This is a genomic window from Streptomyces sp. NPDC058678, assembly GCF_042714835.1.
Taxonomy (GTDB): domain Bacteria; phylum Actinomycetota; class Actinomycetes; order Streptomycetales; family Streptomycetaceae; genus Streptomyces.
Map to the genome: position 1 here is coordinate 22256 of NZ_JBHXSG010000072.1, position 18941 is coordinate 41196.

At 69.1% G+C, this 18941-nt stretch carries 14 protein-coding genes and 1 pseudogene; 12 read left to right on the forward strand and 3 right to left on the reverse strand.

The window, feature by feature from the left end; translation table 11 throughout:
- Position 1: 1 nt before the first annotated feature.
- From ACFWWR_RS40555 to ACFWWR_RS40570, 4 genes are all read left to right on the forward strand, one after another.
- The gene (locus tag ACFWWR_RS40555) at positions 2-889 is read left to right on the forward strand and encodes a carbohydrate ABC transporter permease (protein WP_383875134.1); all 888 of its coding nucleotides are present in this window, start codon (positions 2-4) and stop codon (positions 887-889) included.
- 167 nt (positions 890-1056) lie between these two features.
- Positions 1057-3354: a glycoside hydrolase family 3 N-terminal domain-containing protein gene (locus ACFWWR_RS40560; RefSeq protein ID WP_384308908.1), complete on the forward strand. Its 2298-nt coding sequence runs from the start codon at positions 1057-1059 to the stop codon at positions 3352-3354.
- Positions 3355-3454: 100 nt separating this feature from the next.
- Positions 3455-4927, forward strand: coding sequence for a glycoside hydrolase family 32 protein (locus ACFWWR_RS40565; protein ID WP_384308880.1), 1473 nt, complete (start codon positions 3455-3457; stop codon positions 4925-4927).
- A 92-nt stretch (positions 4928-5019) separates the two neighbouring features.
- On the forward strand, positions 5020-7956 hold the full coding sequence (locus ACFWWR_RS40570; protein ID WP_384308883.1) for a discoidin domain-containing protein: 2937 nt from the start codon (positions 5020-5022) through the stop codon (positions 7954-7956).
- Positions 7957-8115: 159 nt separating this feature from the next.
- Here the strand turns inward: ACFWWR_RS40570 and ACFWWR_RS40575 are convergent.
- A pseudogene (locus ACFWWR_RS40575) lies at positions 8116-8691 on the reverse strand (transposase); the annotation flags it as partial.
- A 289-nt stretch (positions 8692-8980) separates the two neighbouring features.
- On the opposite strand from ACFWWR_RS40575, the gene ACFWWR_RS40580 reads away from it, so the two are divergent.
- The 4 genes from ACFWWR_RS40580 to ACFWWR_RS40595 all read left to right on the forward strand — a co-directional run bounded on the left by ACFWWR_RS40580 (position 8981) and on the right by ACFWWR_RS40595 (position 12510).
- Positions 8981-9352, forward strand: coding sequence for a hypothetical protein (locus ACFWWR_RS40580; RefSeq protein WP_384308886.1), 372 nt, complete (start codon positions 8981-8983; stop codon positions 9350-9352).
- 276 nt (positions 9353-9628) lie between these two features.
- Positions 9629-10864 carry an acyltransferase family protein gene (locus ACFWWR_RS40585; protein ID WP_384308888.1) on the forward strand — a complete coding sequence of 412 codons (1236 nt, stop codon included), beginning with the start codon at positions 9629-9631 and terminating at the stop codon, positions 10862-10864.
- 767 nt (positions 10865-11631) lie between these two features.
- Positions 11632-11841, forward strand: a complete 210-nt coding sequence (locus ACFWWR_RS40590) for a hypothetical protein (RefSeq protein ID WP_383875142.1) — start codon at positions 11632-11634, stop codon at positions 11839-11841.
- Between the two features lie 462 nt (positions 11842-12303).
- Positions 12304-12510, forward strand: a complete 207-nt coding sequence (locus ACFWWR_RS40595; RefSeq protein WP_384308890.1) for a hypothetical protein — start codon at positions 12304-12306, stop codon at positions 12508-12510.
- Between the two features lie 298 nt (positions 12511-12808).
- On the opposite strand, the gene katG is transcribed toward ACFWWR_RS40595, so the two are convergent.
- Both katG and ACFWWR_RS40605 read right to left on the reverse strand, forming a co-directional pair.
- Positions 12809-15025, reverse strand: a complete 2217-nt coding sequence (katG, locus tag ACFWWR_RS40600) for a catalase/peroxidase HPI (RefSeq protein ID WP_384308893.1) — start codon at positions 15023-15025, stop codon at positions 12809-12811.
- A 33-nt stretch (positions 15026-15058) separates the two neighbouring features.
- The gene (locus ACFWWR_RS40605; RefSeq protein WP_384308896.1) at positions 15059-15496 is read right to left on the reverse strand and encodes a Fur family transcriptional regulator; all 438 of its coding nucleotides are present in this window, start codon (positions 15494-15496) and stop codon (positions 15059-15061) included.
- Positions 15497-15722: 226 nt separating this feature from the next.
- Here ACFWWR_RS40605 and ACFWWR_RS40610 point away from each other — a divergent pair, with 226 nt between their 5' ends.
- The 4 genes from ACFWWR_RS40610 to ACFWWR_RS40625 all read left to right on the forward strand — a co-directional run.
- Positions 15723-17033, forward strand: coding sequence for a phytase (locus ACFWWR_RS40610; RefSeq protein ID WP_384308899.1), 1311 nt, complete (start codon positions 15723-15725; stop codon positions 17031-17033).
- 298 nt (positions 17034-17331) lie between these two features.
- Positions 17332-17913, forward strand: a complete 582-nt coding sequence (locus ACFWWR_RS40615) for a hypothetical protein (protein ID WP_384308902.1) — start codon at positions 17332-17334, stop codon at positions 17911-17913.
- An 84-nt stretch (positions 17914-17997) separates the two neighbouring features.
- Positions 17998-18705 (forward strand): YcnI family protein, encoded by a 708-nt coding sequence (locus ACFWWR_RS40620; protein WP_384308911.1) that lies wholly within the window; start codon positions 17998-18000, stop codon positions 18703-18705.
- Between the two features lie 33 nt (positions 18706-18738).
- A partial coding sequence (locus tag ACFWWR_RS40625) for a helix-turn-helix domain-containing protein (RefSeq protein WP_384308905.1) occupies positions 18739-18941 on the forward strand: 203 nt, incomplete at its 3' end.

The window sequence follows — 18941 nt, forward strand, 5'->3', positions numbered from 1 at the left end:
CATGAGCACCCTCTCCACTCTCCGAACGCCACAAGCGGGCACGAACCGCGCCCTGAGGCGCCGCCGCATCCGCCAGAACTGGGGCCAGCCCTGGCTGTACATACCGCTCGTCGGCGCCCTGCTGCTGATGATCGCGCCGTTCCTGTGGATGCTGTCCGGGTCGTTCAAGCCCGAGGCCGACATCCGCAGGGTCCCGCCCGTCCTGATACCCACGGCGCCCACGACCGCCAACTACGGCGAGCTGTTCAGCACGCTCGACTTCACGAGCATGTTCGCCAACTCCGTGATCGTGGCCCTCGCCGTGACCGCGGGCAACCTGATCTTCTGCTCGATGCTCGGATACGCCCTGGCCAAGCTGGAGTTCCGCGGACAGCGCGCCGTCTTCCTGCTGGTCATGGGGACGCTCATGATCCCGGGCCTGGTCACCTTCGTACCGCTGTACGTGCTGGTGGCCAACATGCAGCTGACCGGCTCCCTGCTCGGGCTGATCCTGCCGTTCCTGGCCACGCCCTTCGGGGTGTTCCTGATGCGGCAGTTCATCTCCACCCTGCCCGACGAACTGATCGACGCCGCCCGCGTCGACGGCTGCCGCGAACTGGCCATCTTCGCGAAGATCATCCTGCCGCTGACCAAGCCCGCCCTCGCCACCCTCGGGATCATCACCTTCCTCGGCTCCTGGAACAACTTCCTGTGGCCCCTGGTCGTGGCCCAGAACGAGAGCCAGTACACCCTTCCCGTCGGCCTCGCCCTGGCCAGCAGCGGACAGTCCTTCACCCGCTTCGGCATCCTGCTCGCCGGCGCCATGGTCGTCCTGCTGCCGGTGATGATCGTCTTCCTGCTCTTCCAGCGACAGTTCGTGGCGGGCATCGCCACCACCGGACTGAAGTGACACCCCGACTCCCGCCCAGCCGTCCCATGCCGTACCGGTCCCGCCCGGGACGGCGGACGGACGGCACGCGAGCCCCGCCGCGACGGGCGGCAAGGTTCGCGCGACGAAGCACTCACCGTCGCCCAGCAACTCTCTGATCTGTGACGACTCATCTCTTGGAGAACACCGTGGGACAGCCGGTCCACTCTGCCGCGTACCTGGATCCGGAAGCGTCCGTGGAAGCGAGAACCGACGACTTGCTGTCCCGGATGACCCTGCCGGAGAAGGTCGGGCAGCTGCTGATGCTCGACGCACAACACGGGGGCCTGGCGGACATCGTGTCGGCCAAGCTGGCCGGGGCAGTCCTGCATGTGTCTCCCGACCTCATGCCGCAGGCCATGGAACTGGCCCGGCAGACACGGCTCGGCATACCGCTGCTGACAGCCGACGACGGCATCCACGGCCACTCGTTCTGGCCGGGGGCGACCATCTTCCCGACCCAGCTGGCCATGGCCTGCACCTGGGACCCCTCCCTGCTCCACCGAGTCGCCCGAGCGGCCGCGACCGAAATCGCGGCGACCGGAATCCACGGGACGTTCTCCCCGGTGCTGTGCATCACCCGGGACCTGCGCTGGGGCCGGATCAACGAGACGTTCGGCGAGGACCCGTTCCTGATCGGTGAACTCGGGGCGGCGATGGTACGCGGCTACCAGGGCGACGGCCTCAGCGACCCGACAGCCGTGCTGGCGTACGCCAAGCACTTCGCGGGCTACTCCGAAACCCTGGGCGGGCGCGACGCCAGCGAAGCCGATCTCAGCCCTCGCAAGCTGCGCTCGTGGTTCCTGCCCCCCTTCGAGCAGGCGGTACGGGCCGGCTGCCGCGGCTTCATGCTCGGCTACCAGTCCATCGACGGGGTGCCCATCACCGCGCATCAGTGGCTGATCAACGACGTGCTCAAGGGCGAGTGGGGCTTCACCGGGACGCTGGTGACCGACTGGGACAACGTCGGCCGGATGGTCTACGACCAGCGGACCTGCGCCGACTACGCCGAGGCGGCGGCGGTCGCCGTCAACTCCGGGAACGACCTCATCATGGCCACACCGCAGTTCTTCGAGGGCGCCCAGGAGGCGGTCGCCCGCGGCCTGATTGAAGAGAAGCAGATCGATGACGCGGTACGGCGGGTTCTGCGGCTGAAGTTCGAGCTCGGACTTTTCGAGAACCCCCGCGCCCCCGACCCCGAGCGGCAGGCGCAGGTGATCGGCTGCCGCGCACACGCCGACCTCAACCTCGAAACCGCCCGACGCTCCCTGGTGTTGCTGCGCAACGAGGGGATCCTGCCCCTCGGGGGCGGGCTGACCTCGGACGGAACGGGGCGCGCCGTGAGCCGGGACAGACCGCGGACGATCGCGGTCATCGGCCCCAACGCCGACAGCACGCAAGCCATGCTCGGCGACTGGGCGGGCGCCACCGGCCAGGTCCCGTGGATGCCCGAAGGACATCCACGCGAGTCGGTGGAGACGGTGCTCGACGGCCTTCGCGCCGTCGCACCGGCCGACTGGACCATCACGTACGCCCGCGGAGCCGACATCGAAAGCCCCGCATCCAACTCCGAATGGTCCCTCGGTCCCGACGGCCAACCGCAGCCGGCTGTTTTCACCCCCGCCCCGGTCGACCAGGCACAGCTTCGGGAGGCCACCGCCGCCGCGGAGGCCGCCGACTACGCCGTCGTGGTCGTGGGGGACACCATTGCCCTCACCGGCGAGGTGCGCTCCACGGCCACGCTCGACCTCCAGGGAGGCCAGATCGCGCTCCTGGACGCGGTCGCCGCCACCGGCACACCGATGATCGTCGTACTCGCCCAATCAAAGCCGAGCACCCTCCCGGAGTCGGCACTGAACGCGGCAGCCCTTGTCGAGGCGTTCAACCCGGGCATGCGCGGTGGCCGCGCCGCCGCCGAACTCCTTCTCGGACTCATCGAACCCAGCGGCCGGCTCCCGGTCTCCTTCGCACGTCACGTCGGACAGCAACCGGTCTTCTACAACCAGGTGCGAGGCCAGCACGGGAGCCGCTACGCGGATCTCACACAGGACCCCCTGTTCGCGTTCGGCGAGGGCCTCACCTACACCACGGTCACCTACTCCGACCTGGTCGTGCACGACCCAGAGGTCTCCGCCGACGGCACCGTCGACGCCACGGTGCGGCTCACCAACAGCGGCAGCCGCAGGGCCGTGGAAACGGTCCAGGCGTACGTCAGCGACCTGACCACCAGCGTCACCTGGGCCGAGCAGGAGCTGAAGGGTTTCACCCAGGTTGAAATACCTCCCGGCGAAAGCCTGGACGTCCGCATCAGCATCCCTGCCTCCCAGTGCTCTCTCGTCACAGCTGACAACCGCCGAGTGGTTGAACCAGGCGAGTTCGCACTCCGCGTCGGCCCCAGCTCACGGCGGGAGCAGCAGCTGAGCGTGGAATTCCGCATCCGGACCTGAAGGCCGCACACAGGCTTGAAGACCACCGCCCCGTCGGCCCGCCGCCCCGCGAACCAGAGGGCCGGCGGGGCGGTCCCCTGTCATACCGAAAGGCACGCGTGTGTCCACTCCACCCCGCGATACACACTTCCCCGTCGCGCACCTGCGCCCGCCCCGCAACTGGATCAACGACCCCAACGGGCTGGTCTTCCACGACGGCCACTACCACGTGTGCTACCAGTACAACCCGCACGGAGCGAACCACGCCAACATGCACTGGGGCCACTTCCGCAGCCCCGACCTGCTGACCTGGGAGCCGCTGCCGATCGCCCTGTCCCCGACCCCCGGTGGCCTGGACGCCGACGGCTGCTTCTCCGGTAACGCCGTCTCCGACGGCGAACGGCTGGTCGCCTTCTACTCCGCGCACCGCGAGGACCGCTCGTTCCAGCACCAGCCGGTCACCCGGGCCGTCTCCCGAGACAGCGGCCGGACGTTCAGCCCGAGTGGTGAACTGGTCATCCCCGAGCTGCCCGAGGGCTGCACCATGTACCGCGACCCGTACGTCTGGCAGGACGGCGACGGCTGGCGGATGCTGGTCGGCGCCGCCCTCGCGGACGGCCGCGCCGCCGCCCTCCTGTACGACTCTCCCGACTTGGACGAGTGGACCTACCGGGGGCCTTTCGCGGCCCGCCGTCCGGAGCCCATCGGTGGCACCGACCTGCTCACCGGCGAGGGCTGGGAATGCCCGCAATACCTCCCGGCAGCCGACGGACGCGGCGCCCTCCTCTTCAGCACCTGGACCGAACCCACCGGTCCGCAGAGGGTCGCGGCCCTGATCGGCGAAGAGCATGACGGCCACTCCAAGGCGGGCTCAGCGGTACCCGCCGACCACGGCCCCGATTGCTACGCGCCCGCTCTCCTGCGTGCACCGGGCAACCGGTGGCTGCTGTGGGGCTGGTCATGGGAAGCCCGCGACGAAGCCTGGGCCGTCGCGGACGGATGGGCCGGCGTCCTCACCCTGCCCCGCGAGATCCATGTCGACGGCGACGGTTCGCTGCGCCAGCAGCCCGCCACCGAACTGCTCGCCCTGCGCGGCGAACACACCATCCACGCCGCAGGCGCGACGCACGGCCCGCAGCCGGTGGACCTCGGCAGCGTGGGCCGAGCCTTCGACCTGACGGCCCGTCTGGAGCCGACCGGAAACGCCGGTCTGCGGCTGCTCACCACCCCGGACGGCTCCGAGCACCTCGACATCCGCGTCGATACCGATGCGGGCGAACTGGTCGTCGACCGTGACCACGCCTCACTGGACCCCCGGGCCCGCGGCGGCTCCTACAGGATGCCCTGCCCCACTGGTCAGCCGGTCGAGCTGCGCGTGGTCGTCGACCACTCCATCGCCGAAATCTTCCTGACCACCACCGGCCAGGTCCTCACCCTGCGCTGCTACCCCACAGGGCAAGGCCCGTGGCGACTTGAGGCCCGCAGCGCACCAGGTACGCGCCTCGGCTTCGCGGTCGACGCGTGGGAGCTGCACCCGCTCGTGATCAAGGAGCCGAGCACCAGCGCCGCAGAGTCGGCGCCGACGTCGCCGTAGAACCGACTCCAACCGGTCGATCCCCCACCTCGGCAATGTGTCCCACCCCCTCTCCCAAGTACTGACCAAGCAGGTCCGAAGGAGGATCTTCCATGAGCTCATACGGTCTCGGGCGACGCCAGTTCCTGGCCACCGCCGTCGGTGTCGCCGCCGCCTGGACCTCGGTTTCCGGGAACTCCATCGCCGCCCCGCAACTGAAGCAAGCCTCACGTGACAATTCCGTCCGTGTGTGGCTGACGGACGTATCGGCCGACAAGTGGGTCGCCGGCCAGGACGATGTGCTGTTCAAGGCGAAGAGAACGGCCAACCCGCTCACGATCAAGATCGACGACAGCGTCAAGTACCAAAAGGTCCAAGGCTTCGGCGCGGCCATGACCGACTCCTCCGCCTGGCTCATCGACAAGCTGTCCACCGCCGAGCGGACCAAGTTGATGAACAAGCTGTTCGATCCCTCGAAGGGAATCGGCCTCAGCCTGCTCCGCTCCCCGATGGGCGCCACGGATTTCAACGCGTCCGGGAACTACTCCTACAACGACATGCCCGCGGGACAAACGGACCCGACGCTGTCCAACTTCTCCGTCCAGCATGACGTGCCGTACATCATTCCGGCCTTGCGGCAGGCCCTCTCACTCAACCCGTCCATCAAGATCATGGCCAACCCGTGGAGCCCGCCAGGCTGGATGAAGACCTCCGACTCCATGATCGGAGGCACCCTCAAGAGCGAGTACACCTCCGCGCTGGCCAACTACTTCGTCAAGTTCATCCAAGCCTATGGCGAAGCCGGCGTGCCCATCTCCTACATTTCCCCGCAAAACGAACCCATGGGTACTCCCACCTGGCCCGGGATGTTCCTGTCCGCGTACCAGGAAGCCGATTTGATCCAGGAGATCGGCAAGGCGTTCGAAGCCAACGGAATCTCCACGAAGATCCTGGCTTGGGACCATAACTGGGACGTGCCCTCGTATCCGGAGACGATTTTCAGCGACCCCGCAGCCTCCAAGTACACCGCGGGAACCGGGTGGCACATCTACAGCGGCAACCCGAACTACCAGACAGTGGTCCACAACGACTATCCGAGCAAGGAAACGTTCATCACGGAAGCCACCGGAGGCGTTTGGCAGGACAGCGACCAGACGGCGTTCAGTGAAGCACTGGGTACGTGGATCATCAACGGAACGCGCAACTGGGCGAACGGGGTGATGCTGTGGAACATCGCACTCGACCCCGATCGGGGCCCGCTCAACAGCGACACGGCCGGCATACCCATGCTTCGGGGGTTGCTCACGATCGACCCGGCCGACGGGCGGGTGTCCTACAACGTGGACTACCACGCCCTCGCTCACGCCAGCAGGTTCGTCAAGCCCGGAGCGCGCCGGATCTACTCGAACACATTCGGCGAAGGAAGCATAGAGAACGTCGCGTTCCAGAACCCGGACGGATCGAAGGTCCTGATCGCCCACAACTCGGGAAGCGCCGCGAAGACCTTCAGCGTCGCGGACGGGACACACTCGTTCGACTACACCCTGAACGCCGGCGACGCCGTCACCTTCACGTATGCCGGGCCTGCACAGAGCGGCCATACCCCCGCAGCGACCAAGGTCTCGGACCCGACGCACGACTTCACGTTCACGTCGGCATCCGGCCCGGTCACCGTCACGTACGACCCGGCACTGCTGCCCTACCAGAACTCCATCCGTACCGGAAACAAGCTGGTCACGTACTCCCTGCCGATCGGAGCTTCCGTCCAGACGACAGGAAGGGCGCTGAGCCGCAGCAAATGGACCGCCACGGCTTCCGCGCAGCCGGACTGGGGTGTGGCCGCAAACGCGATCGACGGCGACACCAACACACGGTGGAGTCTCGGGCATGGGCCGACGAGCGGTGACTGGTTCCAGATCGACCTGGGGAGCCCCACGAGCTTCAATAAAATCGTCATCGACACCGGCGTGAACAACTCGTTCGACTACGTCACCAAGTATCAGATCTACGTTTCGAACGACGGTGCCGATTGGGGCAGCGCGATTGCGAGCGGCAGCGGCGGCATCGGCAAGATAGCCGTCACGTTGCCGACCCGGACGGCACAGTACATTCGCATCGTCAGTACCGCGGCATCCGGTTTCTGGTGGGCCATCGGCGACATCGAGGTGTACGGGTCTGCGCGTGGAACCGGCTCGATCACAGCTCCGGCAGCGGTATCGAACGGCCTCCAGTTGAAGAGCTGGACCAGCAAGGAAGGGGAGCAGGTCACCGTAGTATTCAACGGGACCACCGACAGTAAGAGTTTCAAGATGTCCACCGACGGGTCGTACACCTGTACGCTGCCGGGCGGCACCTCGGCGATGTTCACGACCAAGAAGCTGTCGAGCTTCCCATCGCCGACGTTCAGTGATTTGAAGCCGGAACGAGGCATGCCGCGCTCCAAGTTCACGATTCCCGGTTCTGGTTTCGGCGATGCGCAGGGGCTGGGTACGGTGTATTTCGGATCGAGCTATGCCGAAATAGACACCTGGTCGGACACCAGCATCAGCGCCTACGTTCCGAAGGGACTTCCGGCGGGGAAGGTCACGGTTTCCGTGAAGGGAACCAGCGGAGTGGATGCAGGTGGATCTTCGTTCGACGTCATCGATCTAGGTCCTGCGCTGCCCAGGACGAGCTGGACCGCAAAGTCTTCGGACGCAAGTCAGTGGGACGCGCCCGGAAACATGATCGATGGCAATTCCGATACTCGGTACAGCTCCGGAACAGGGCAGTACGACGGCCTCTGGATCCAAGTGGACATGGGGCAGACCCAGACCTTCGACAAGATTGTGTTGGATGTCGGCGGCAGTGTCAGCGACTATGCGCGGAGCGCAGACGTATACGTATCCACGGATGGAACCGACTGGACCAAGGTTTCTTCCGTAGCGGACGGCCAACGAGTCCACCTGATTTCCTTCCCCACGCAGACAGCTCGCTACATCAAGGTCGTCAACACCGGCAACGTTGCTCGTAGCTGGTGGTCAGTCGCAGAATTCAACGTCTACAACTGACCCCGGCTTTCATGTAGGACGACCGTTGACCTTTGCCCCCGGCGCAGGGAGAGTGCCTCTTGTCGGCGGGAACAGGGAGCGCTGAATCCTAGTTCCCGTGGACGAGGCACTTCCGGGTGCCCGTGGCGGCTTCGAGCCCGCAGCGCGCCGAGTACGCGCATCGGCTACGCGATCGACATCCGCGTTGCCAGACAGCAACAGGCCCACGACGGTTCGCCGAACCCACCGCGGCCGTGGCCGACGAACCCCATCAGCGGGTCGTGCCCAAAGGTCTTCTTCCAGGTCGCGGCGGCGTCCTGTTTCTCGGAGTGCGCCAGGACGAGGACGCCATCCAGGTCCACGATCACATGCCCACCCGCGTCCGGCGCCGCTTCACCGGCCAACCGCCAGACAGGTTCGCGCACTTCGGCGCGGGCGATGCGCAGCGCGGCCAGGACCCGCTGCCCGCGCCACCTTGCTGATCACCGGGAGACCGACGGGCGGAGGCCGCCGACCCGAACACGGCCGGCTCGGCCCGCAACAGGCCCACATCGGCCAGGCAGTCCAACCGAGCGCGACAGCCGAGGCACGTCCAGCAGCATCTCCCCCGGATCGTGCACTGCCCCGACTTGCACGACGGCGCCAGAGCCACCGATATCGTCTGGTCCAGCTTGGGACGTCTTCCGCCTGCGAGACCACAGCCCGGCCACCGCCCTCGACGGGGACACGCGGGTAGGACCCGATCCGCTTCTTCACCTGTGAAGTGCCTCCGGCGGTGGCAGGAACAAGGACCTCGACAATCCGCATTCTTGCTGGCCAGAGGTACCTTTCGTTTTGTCTGACCACCCGTCGGACACCACACTTCATGAAAGCGCGAGGCTAGCCGCGGGCCCCTTGTCGGGCTTGCCGCCACCGTCGTGCGGGCTGTTGCCGTAGGCGGGAGTGCCTCCCGCAGTCCGCAGGTCAGAGACGTGGACGATGTCGTCAATACTGCGGAGGCATACGGGCATGTCATGTTGAGGGTGTTCAAACGGAGGTTGCGCTCATGACTCGGCAATTGCAGCGCTTCACCCCTGCGGAGGTTGAGGCGCTCGGGCGGGAGCGCAACTTCCTGCGGGACCAGTCGGAATGGCGATGTCCGGCGTGCGGGGAGGTGGCGATTCGTTCCTATTTGAGAACCGCGCGGCACGCGAGTGGTCCTTCTGTGATGAGTTACACCTGGTGTGCCGCGTGCCGCAGGACAGCCGGGTCGACCGGTCCTCTGCCGCCTGGCCTGACCATCTCGGACCCGTGGCGCGCCCTGGACCCGCAGGCGTGGGAGGAGTTCGACAAGAACCTCTCCAAGTTCTTCGACAGGCTCGATCGTCTGTGGGAAAGCGGCGCGCTTCCCCAGAGCTTCGATTGGAAAGGAAGATAGCCGTCCGGGGTTCCGTATGGACGACGACTCGGCGCGCCTGAGCTTCATCCCCCGGAGATCGACATCCCGCAGCTACGGGCTTCACCGGAGATGTTCCGGGAGGAGTTCGTAGAGCCGAGGAGAACCTACGGTCTGTCGCCACCTCCCCGGTGACGTACGCATGATGTGCGCGTCTGCCGTGCCGCCGGTGCCCCGGCGGCCGGAAAGCGGCGCTGGAACGTGTGGGCTGCATGACAAATGGTGTGACCTCCGCTGCGTGGGGCAGACGCGGCCGTTATGAGCACCCCTCATCCGAGCACGGTAGACGAGGCCACGGAGCAGAGCCTGGGCGTGCGAGCGGCGCCGCCCCTCGTCCCCTCGCCGGCCGAACGGCACAGACGCGGCGGGCGGGGCTTTCCGTCGGCACTGCGTGGTGGGCGGGTGGCGGGGCTGGACGGATTGCGGACGGTCGCCGTGCTGTTGGTGATCGTGTATCACGTGGAGCCGGACGTGGTGCCCGGAGGCTCGGTGGGCGTGGACGTCTTCTTCACGCTCAGCGGGTTCGTCATCACCCGGCTGCTGGTCGCCGAGTACGCCCGTACCGGCCGCGTCGGCCTGGGGTCGTTCTACCGGCGGCGGTGGCTGCGGCTGGTGCCGGCGATGCTGGTGATGTGCGCGGTCATATCCCTGCTGTCCTTGGCGCTCCCGCTGCCACTGCTCGACGGGGCGTGGGTGGCGGCGGCACTGGCCGCGGCCTCGGTGGTCAATCTCGTACGGGCTGGGCAGCCCGGCCCGTACTCGGACCTCACCGCGCCCTTCAGCCACACCTGGTCGCTGGGCGTGGAGGAACAGTTCTACCTGGCCTGGCCGCTCCTGCTGCTGGTACTGCTACGGCACGCGACGGCGCGGACGGTGCTGGGCTGGGTCGCGGCGCTGTGCGTCCTGCCGGTGCTCTGGCGGATGGTGCTCTGGGACCCCACGGCGGCGCACCGCATCTACAACGGCCCCGACACCCGTGCCGACCAGCTCCTCGTCGGGGCTCTGCTCGCCGTCGTCGTGGCCCGGCTGCGGGCCGAGGATCCCCGACTGGCGTTGCTGCGCCGATGGGCGGGACGGCTCTGCTGGCCCGCGCTCGCGCTGCTGGGGCTGATCGCCTGGCAGATCCCGATCACCGGAGCGAGCGGGTGGAACCCCGTGTGGTACACGGTCGGCTTCCTGGCCGCGGCCGTTCTGTCGGCCACGGTGGTGGCCGCGCTGGACTTGTGCCCCCGGTCGTGGCCCTCCCGTCTGCTGTCGGTGTCCGCCCTGGCATGGGTCGGACGCAACCTCAGCTACGGGATGTACCTGTGGCACTACCCCGTCATCCGGCTGCTCTCCGGCCTCGGTGTGGACGGCGTCCGGCTGCTCCCCGTCGGCGTCACGGTGACGGTCGCGGCGGCCCTGGCCTCATACGTCCTCGTCGAACGGCCCCTGCTGCGACACCGCCGGTTCCGCGTGCGCCGGTTGGAGCCGGTGGTCGCTGCGGCGCGTTGACCGGACCCGTGACGGGGGCCTCCGAGATGGAGCCGACCGTGCCGACCACGCCGACCACGTGACCGTGCCGACCACGTGACCGTGCCGACCGTGCGACCACGTGACCGTGATGGGGGCGCGGCGGGCTGCCGGCCGATATGTCCATGCGGGACTTCATCGAGGCGGGCTCCTGCCTCCGTGCGCTCCTCCGCTCCCCGGAACCGGAGAGGCGCGCGACTGCTGCAGGCCGAGGGGACGGCCGTACAGCTCGACGCGGCGGCGATCGGCGGCCGCCTGGCCGCGTCCACGGCGTGGCCGTCCCCGAGCACTCGCTCCGCGCTCCTCGTTGGCGGAGGTCCACGGGCCCTCTCCCAGGTCGCGGGCACTCGCCAATGCGGGCCCGACCGCCGCGACCGCGTGACCGCCGCCGCACGCGTGCGGCCTTCGTCGCGGCGCCGGGGGAGCCCGCGGGCGGGACCACACGGCGCTCGGCGGCAGCCTGAGCCTGTCCGTCGTGGTGCAGATGCTCGTCGCGGCCGTCGCGCCCTGGTGAGCCCTGGTGAGCACCGGCGAGTCCGGCAGCGGCACCCTCCGCACCACGGTCGCCCACCACTCCGCGCTGGGCCAGTGTGAGGATCGTCCCGGTTCGGTCCGGCAGCACAACCCTCGGGGAGGATCAGCCGTCTTCCCTCGGGGGATGTCGAACAAGCTCGTCGAGCGCGTCGACACTGCCGGACCCGCCCCGGCGGGCGAGGGCGGGCTCATCTCTTCGCAAGGAGGCACGTGGGATGGCCGTACATCGGGTACCTCACGAGTCGGACGGCTTCCTCGCGTGCTCGCGAAGGCACGGGGAGGCGGCCATCGGGAGCGGACAGACCGCTGGGGAGCCCGTCGACGTCATCTGCGAGGTGGTCGTACCGCTGCTGCGCCGTGCCGACCTGCTGTCCCAGCTCCTGCGGATCGGGTGCCTACGCGACCCGCGCGAGCAGGAAGTGTAGGGCTTGCCGGAGGACGCGGCTCGGGTGAGCGGCGGTGCCTTCGCCGAAGCCGAGAGGGATGGTTGCGGGTGCTTGCGGTCTCGGCTGGTTGCCGAAGATCCGGTAAACCTGCACACCGTTCACCGACAGGCCGTACGGAGCCCGGACCGTGGTCACGGCTGGGTCGGATTACGGCGGACTCGGCGCGGGCGTGGCCGTCTCGGGAACAGTCGGCAACCGTCATGCGTGCAGCGCAGCAGTGGGTCGTGTGAAGGGTTAGGCGTGTTCGGTCACCGCGTGGGCACGCCGGTGAAGTTGGGATTCGCGGTGTGTCCCCTGTGGGCCTCGGACGGCTGGCCGCCCTTTTGCCGACGTGCTTTGATCCTGCGCGTGGCGCAAGTCGCCGGATGAGTTCCCGCCTTTGACCATCGGGCGAACTCTGCCAGCCATTCCGAAATACCTATGCGAAGGGAACCGCGCGCAATGAACCTTGCTTGCCCGGTTGAAACAGCCGAGATCTCCGACGCCGACCTGGACCACGTCTCCGGCGGTCTCGCCGTCGGCGGCTCCGGCGGCTCCGGCGGTCTCTTCGTCGAGACGCCGATCGCGGACGTCTGCGCCGACCTCGTCGCCGTCGCCTCGACCGAGGGGCTTGGAGCGGGCGCGAGCGTCCACACTGCCGCTCTGTGACGAAAAGTGTGCCCAGCTATGGCCCCGGATCGGATGATCCGGGGCCATGGTGATGCGTCCGGCTCAATTCCACGATTTCAGCCGCCCTCGGTGTCACCGACGGCAAGCTCACCGGCGAACTCGCTGGCCACTCAGCCACCGAGCCCCGAGCCACCGAGCCACCGAGACTCATCCGTCCGTGGCGGGGTTCCGGCCTTCCGGCCGAAGGACCGTGTGGCGCACATGGCGACGCTGACCGTTGGCGCACATGGCGATGCCCGGGCCGCCCCCTGTGGGCCGGCCCGGGCATCGTTCACGATCAGACGAGGTCGAACCGGTCCAGGTTCATGACCTTGTCCCACGCGGAGACGAAGTCCTTCACGAACTTCTCCTTCGCGTCGTCGCTCGCGTAGACCTCAGCGAGGGCGCGCAGCTCGGAGTTCGAGCCGAAGACGAGGTCGGCGCGGGTGCCGGTCCACTTGACCTCGCCGGTGGCGGGGTCGCGGCCCTCGAACGTGGTCTGGTCCTCCGAGGTCGAGCTCCACGTCGTACCCAGGTCCAGGAGGTTGACGAAGAAGTCGTTCGTCAGGGTCCCGGGGGTGTCGGTGAGGACGCCGTGCGCGGACTGCCCCTGGTTGGCGCCCAGGACGCGCAGGCCGCCGACGAGGACGGTCAGCTCGGGGGCGCTCAGGGTGAGCAGGTTCGCCTTGTCGAGCAGCAGGTACTCGGCCGGCAGGCGGGTGCCCTTGCCGAGGTAGTTGCGGAACCCGTCCGCGACCGGCTCCAGCGCGGCGAAGGACTCCGCGTCGGTGTGCTCCTCGGTGGCGTCCACGCGGCCCGGCGTGAAGGGGACCTCCACGTCGAAGCCGGCGTCCTTGGCGGCCTTCTCGACCGCGGCGGCACCGCCGAGGACGATCAGGTCGGCCAGGGAGACCTTCTTGGCGCCGGCGTTGAACTCGGCCTGGACGCCCTCCAGGACGCGCAGGACCTGGGCGAGCTGGTCGGGGTCGTTGGCCTCCCAGCCGCGCTGCGGCTCAAGGCGGATGCGGGCGCCGTTGGCACCGCCGCGCTTGTCGCTGCCACGGAACGTGGACGCCGAGGCCCACGCGGTGGACACCAGCTGCGAGACGGTCAGCCCGGACGCGAGAAGCTTGGCCTTCAGTGCCGTCACGTCGGCGGCGTCGATGACCTCGCCCTCGGCCTGCGGCAGCGGGTCCTGCCACAGCAGCGTCTCCCCGGGGACCTCCGGGCCGAGGTACAGGGACTTCGGGCCCAGGTCGCGGTGGGTCAGCTTGAACCAGGCGCGGGCGAAGGCGTCCGCGAACTCGGCCGGGTTCTCGTGGAAGCGCTTGGAGATCTCACCGTAGATCGGGTCGAAGCGCAGCGAGAGGTCGGTGGTGAGCATCGTGGGCAGACGCTTCTTCGACGGGTCGTGCGCGTCCGGGATGATCGCCTCGGCGTCCTTGGCCACCCACTGCTTGGCGCCGGCCGGGGACTCGGACAGCTCCCACTCGTAGCCGAAGAGGATGTCGAAGAAGTCGTTGCTCCACTGGGTGGGCTTGGTGGTCCAGGTGACCTCGAGACCGGACGTGATGGCGTCGCCGCCCTTGCCGGTGCCGTAGGTGGACTTCCAGCCCAGGCCCTGCTCCTCCAGGGAGGCGGCCTCGGGGTCGTTGCCCACGTGGTCGGCGGGGCCGGCACCGTGGGTCTTGCCGAAGGTGTGGCCACCGGCGATGAGGGCGACGGTCTCCTCGTCGTTCATCGCCATGCGGCGGAACGTCTCGCGGATGTCGCGCGCCGCGGCCAGCGGGTCCGGGTTGCCGTTGGGGCCCTCCGGGTTGACGTAGATGAGGCCCATCTGGACGGCGCCGAGCGGGTTCTCCAGCTCACGGTCGCCGGTGTAGCGCTGGTCGTCGAGCCAGGTGGTCTCGGGACCCCAGTAGACGTCCTCGTCGGCCTCCCAGACGTCGGCGCGGCCGCCGGCGAAGCCGAAGGTCTCGAAGCCCATCGTCTCCAGCGCGACATTGCCCGTGAGGATCATGAGGTCGGCCCAGGAGATGGACTGGCCGTACTTCTTCTTGACCGGCCACAGCAGACGGCGGGCCTTGTCGAGGTTGCCGTTGTCCGGCCAGCTGTTCAGCGGCGCGAAGCGCTGCTGGCCACGGCCGCCACCGCCGCGGCCGTCGCTGATGCGGTAGGTGCCGGCGCTGTGCCAGGCCATGCGGATCATCAGCGGGCCGTAGTTGCCGAAGTCGGCGGGCCACCAGTCCTGCGAGGTGGTCAGCACCTCGGCGATGTCCCGTTTCACGGCCGCCAGGTCGAGGTTCTGGAACGCCTCGGCGTAGTCGAACGACTCACCGAGGGGGTTCGCGACGACCGGGTCCTTGGCAAGGATCTTCAGGTTGAGGCGCTCCGGCCACCACTGGCGGTTTCCGCCGCCCTGGGTCGGGTGCGGGGCGCGCCCGTGCGCGACCGGGCAGCCTCCGGCCTCCTCCGGCTTCGGGTCCGTGACAATCGCGTCATGGTTCTCGGTCATAGGGAATCCTTCCGAACGGGGTGGATCAAGAGCTCAGGAGCTGGGGGCGGTGGAGCAGGAGGGGCACAGGCCCCAGTAGATGACCTCGGCCTCGTCGACCGAGAAGCCGTGGTCGACGGACGCGGTCAGGCAGGGGGCATGGCCGACCGCGCAGTCGACGTCGGCGACGACGCCGCACGACCGGCACACGAGGTGGTGGTGGTTGTCGCCGACGCGGCCCTCGAACCGGGCGGGGCTGCCCGGTGGCTCGATGCGGCGTACGAGCCCCGCGGCGGTGAGCGCGTGCAGGGCTTCGTACACGGCTTGAAGCGATATGTGACCGACACGGTCGCGCACCCCGGAGGCGATCGCCTCGACGCCGAGGTGGTCGCCGCCCCGGACGGTCTCGAGCAGCGCGACACGGGCGGCCGTCACCCGCAGGCCGGCACCACGCAGTTCCTCGGCAGTGGCGGGGGGCTGGGGCGCAGTCATGCCGCCAACCTACCCTCATAAACACGAATGGTTCAAGAAAAGGAATGGTACAAGTTTGGTGTCCTGTGGGTGGCGGGCGAACGCCGGGCCGTCGACACCCCGGCGAACGGCGGCCGTCCTACGGTCGTACGCGCCATGGCGGCCCGACAGGTCGCCGTCTCCTGGTGGCAAACTCTCTCCCGCACCATCGACATGTCCTTGACACATCGACGGTAAGGAAGCGCCTGTGAGAACGCCCCGCACCGCGCGAAGAGCCGCACTTCTCGCCTCGGGCACCGTGCTGACGACCCTCCTCGCGGTCTCCCCCGCGGGGGCCGCCGACCTGCCGGTGGTCACCGCCACCGGCGAGACCGCCGCCCTCCACGACGACGAGGCCGGCGGCAACTCCGACGCCGACGACCCGGCGATCTGGCGCAACCCCGCCGACCCCGGGCGCAGCCTCGTCATCGCCACCGCCAAGGAAGGCGGTCTGCGGGTCTACGGCCTCGACGCCCGCCTCGTGCAGTCGCTGCCCGCCCCGCAGCCGCCCGCCGAGGACGACGCCCCGGGCCGCTTCAACAACGTCGACCTCGTCTCCGGCCTGCGTACGTCGGCCGGGCGGGCCGACGTGGCGGTGGTGAGCGACCGTGGCGGCGACCGACTGCGCGTCTACCGCGTCGATCCGTCACGGCCGGGCGGTCCGCTGACCGACGTCACGGACCCGGCCGCCGCCCCGGTCTTCTCCGCCGACCAGACCGAGATCAACGACCAGCGCACGGCGTACGGCCTGGCCACCTGGACGGACAGGACGACCGGCCGTGCCTACGCGTTGGTGAGTCAACGCGAACGCACCCGCCTCGCCCTGCTCGAACTCGTCCCGGCCGCGAACGGCACGGTCGGCTACCGCAAGATCCGCACCCTCGGCCTCCCCTCCACCTTCCGTCTGCCGAACGGCACGGCCTGGAGCCCCTGCCTGGAGCCCGGCGAACTCCCGCAGGTCGAGGGCATGGTCGTCGACCCGGCCACCGGCACGCTCTACGCGGGCCAGGAGGACGTCGGCATCTGGCGGCTCCGCGCCGACCTCACCGGCAAGCCGGTGCTGGTGGACAAGGTGAAGGAGTACGGCGTCCCCGGGACGTATGACGAGGAGACCGAGGAGTGTGCTCCGGGTGCCGACCCCGGATACGGCGGCAGGCGTCTGTCGGCCGACGTCGAGGGCCTGACGCTCTTCCAGGAGCGGGACGGCGACGGCTATCTGCTCGCCTCCAGCCAGGGCGACAACACCTTCGCCCTGTACGACCGCGAGGTGAGCGAGGACAACGAGTACGAGGGCGGCTTCCGGATCGGCGCCGCGACCGACGCGCTCGACGGCGTGGAGGAGTGCGACGGCGCCGCCGTCCTGAACGCCCCGCTCGGCGACCGCTACCCGCGCGGCCTGCTCGTCGTCCAGGACGGTCGGGAGACCCCCGCCGTGCCGGACGGCGAGGGCGGTACGCGAACGGCGACCGGCTTCAAGTTCGTCGACCTCGGTGCCGTGGTGGACGCCGCCGGGATGTGACGCCGGTGGGCGACGCCGGCCGACGACCGTGAGCAGCACCCGGGGCGCGGTGTCACCGCTGCCCGTACAGGTCGGTGTCCGGGCGCGCCGGGCCCGGTGGTGACGCCGGCGGCCCGCCGCTCGACGTCGTGACCGGCCCTGGGGTGCTGCTCCGTCACCGCGGGGTCGGCCGCCTGGGCTGGCCGGCGGGGTCGGCGGCACGTGGCCGGGAATCGTCCGGTCATGCCCGTGCAAAAACCGTCGCGGAATGGCCGGGCGCGGGCCGGGCGCCCCGGGGTGAGTGGCAGGATCGGGCGGCATGAGGGCGTCCCCTGCGGTGCGAGGGCTGCGTGCGGCGGTGTTCGCGGCGCTGTGCGTGCTGCTGGCCGCCGGGGGACACGCGCTGGCGACCGGGATGGCGCCGCCGGTGTGGGTGCAAATCGCGGGGTTCGTGCCGGTGTTCGTAGGCGGATGCCTGCTGGGCGGGCGGGAGCGGTCGTTGGTGCCCATCGGCGCTGCGACGCTCATGGCGCAGGGCGGGTTGCACTTCGCGTTCGGGGCCGCGCGGCCGCATGCGGTCGTGGCCGTGCACGGCATGCGTATGCAGCAGTCACACGCCCTGACGCCCCACGCCACCCTGGCCCACGTCGCGGCCGCCCTCCTGCTGACCTGGTGGCTGCGTCGCGGCGAGGCCGCGTTGTGGTCGCTGTTGCGCCGGGCCGCCGCGCTCGTGCCGGGGCTCGTCGCCTGGTGGCAGCTGCTGAGGGGCGGGTGGGCCGTACCGGCCCGTCCGGAGGCCGTGCGACGAGCAGGCGACGGACCGGGAGCGCTGCGCCGGATCCTGCTGCGGCACGCGGTGCGGCGACGCGGCCCGCCCCTGGGGATTCCGTACGCGATCTGACCCCCGACACCCTTTCCCAGTACGGAGATCCACCCACCCATGTCCTACCGCCCGATGGCCTACCGAGCCATGGCCTACCGCCCCATGTCCTGCACACCCGCCACGCTGCGCCGCGCCGGCGCCGTCACCCTCCTCGCCGCCGCCGGAGTCCTGGCCGCCGCGGGCGCCGCCTCCGCGCACGTCACCGTCCACCCCGAGAGCTACGCCAAGGGCGCCACCGACGGCGTCCTGAGCTTCCGCGTCCCCGACGAGGACGACTCCTTGAGTACCACGAAGGTGCAGCTCTTCCTCCCCACCGACCACCCCGTCCTCGGCGCACTCGTCTCCCCGCACGACGGCTGGAGCGCCAAGGTGACCGACACGAAGCTGAAGACGCCGGTCAAGACGGACGACGGCACCATCACCGACGCCGTCTCCGAGATCACCTGGACCGGCGGGGCGATCAAGCCGGGCCACTACGAGGACTTCGACGTCGCCTTCGGTCAACTGCCCGACAACACCGCACAGTTGACCTTCAAGACCTTGCAGACGTACTCCGACGGGAAGGTCGTCCGGTGGATCGAGGAGGCCGAGCAGGGCGCGGAGGAGCCGGAGAACCCGGCACCGGTGCTCAAGCTCACGGCGGGTGACGGTACGTCGGAGGCGGCACCCGTGAGTTCCCGGTCCACGGTGGCCTCGGCGAGCGACTCCACCGCGCGCGGGCTCGGCATCGCCGGTCTGGTGGTGGGCGTACTGGGCCTGGCGGCCGCCGTGTTCGCCGTCGTGCGAAGGGGTACCGCCTCCTCCGCCTAGTGACCTGAGTCGAAGGTTCGTCGTTGGTTGGGTATGAGTCGTCCGGGTCCGAAGATTCCGCCGTTGTCGTTGACTGATGCCCAGCGGGCCGTGCTGGAGGGCTGGGTTCGTCGCCGTCGCACCACGGCTCAGGCGCTGGCCCAGCGCTCAAGGATCGTGCTGGAGTGCGCCGACGGGCACTCGATCATGGAGGTGTCACGCCGGCTGCGGATCACTCCGGACACGGTCCGCACCTG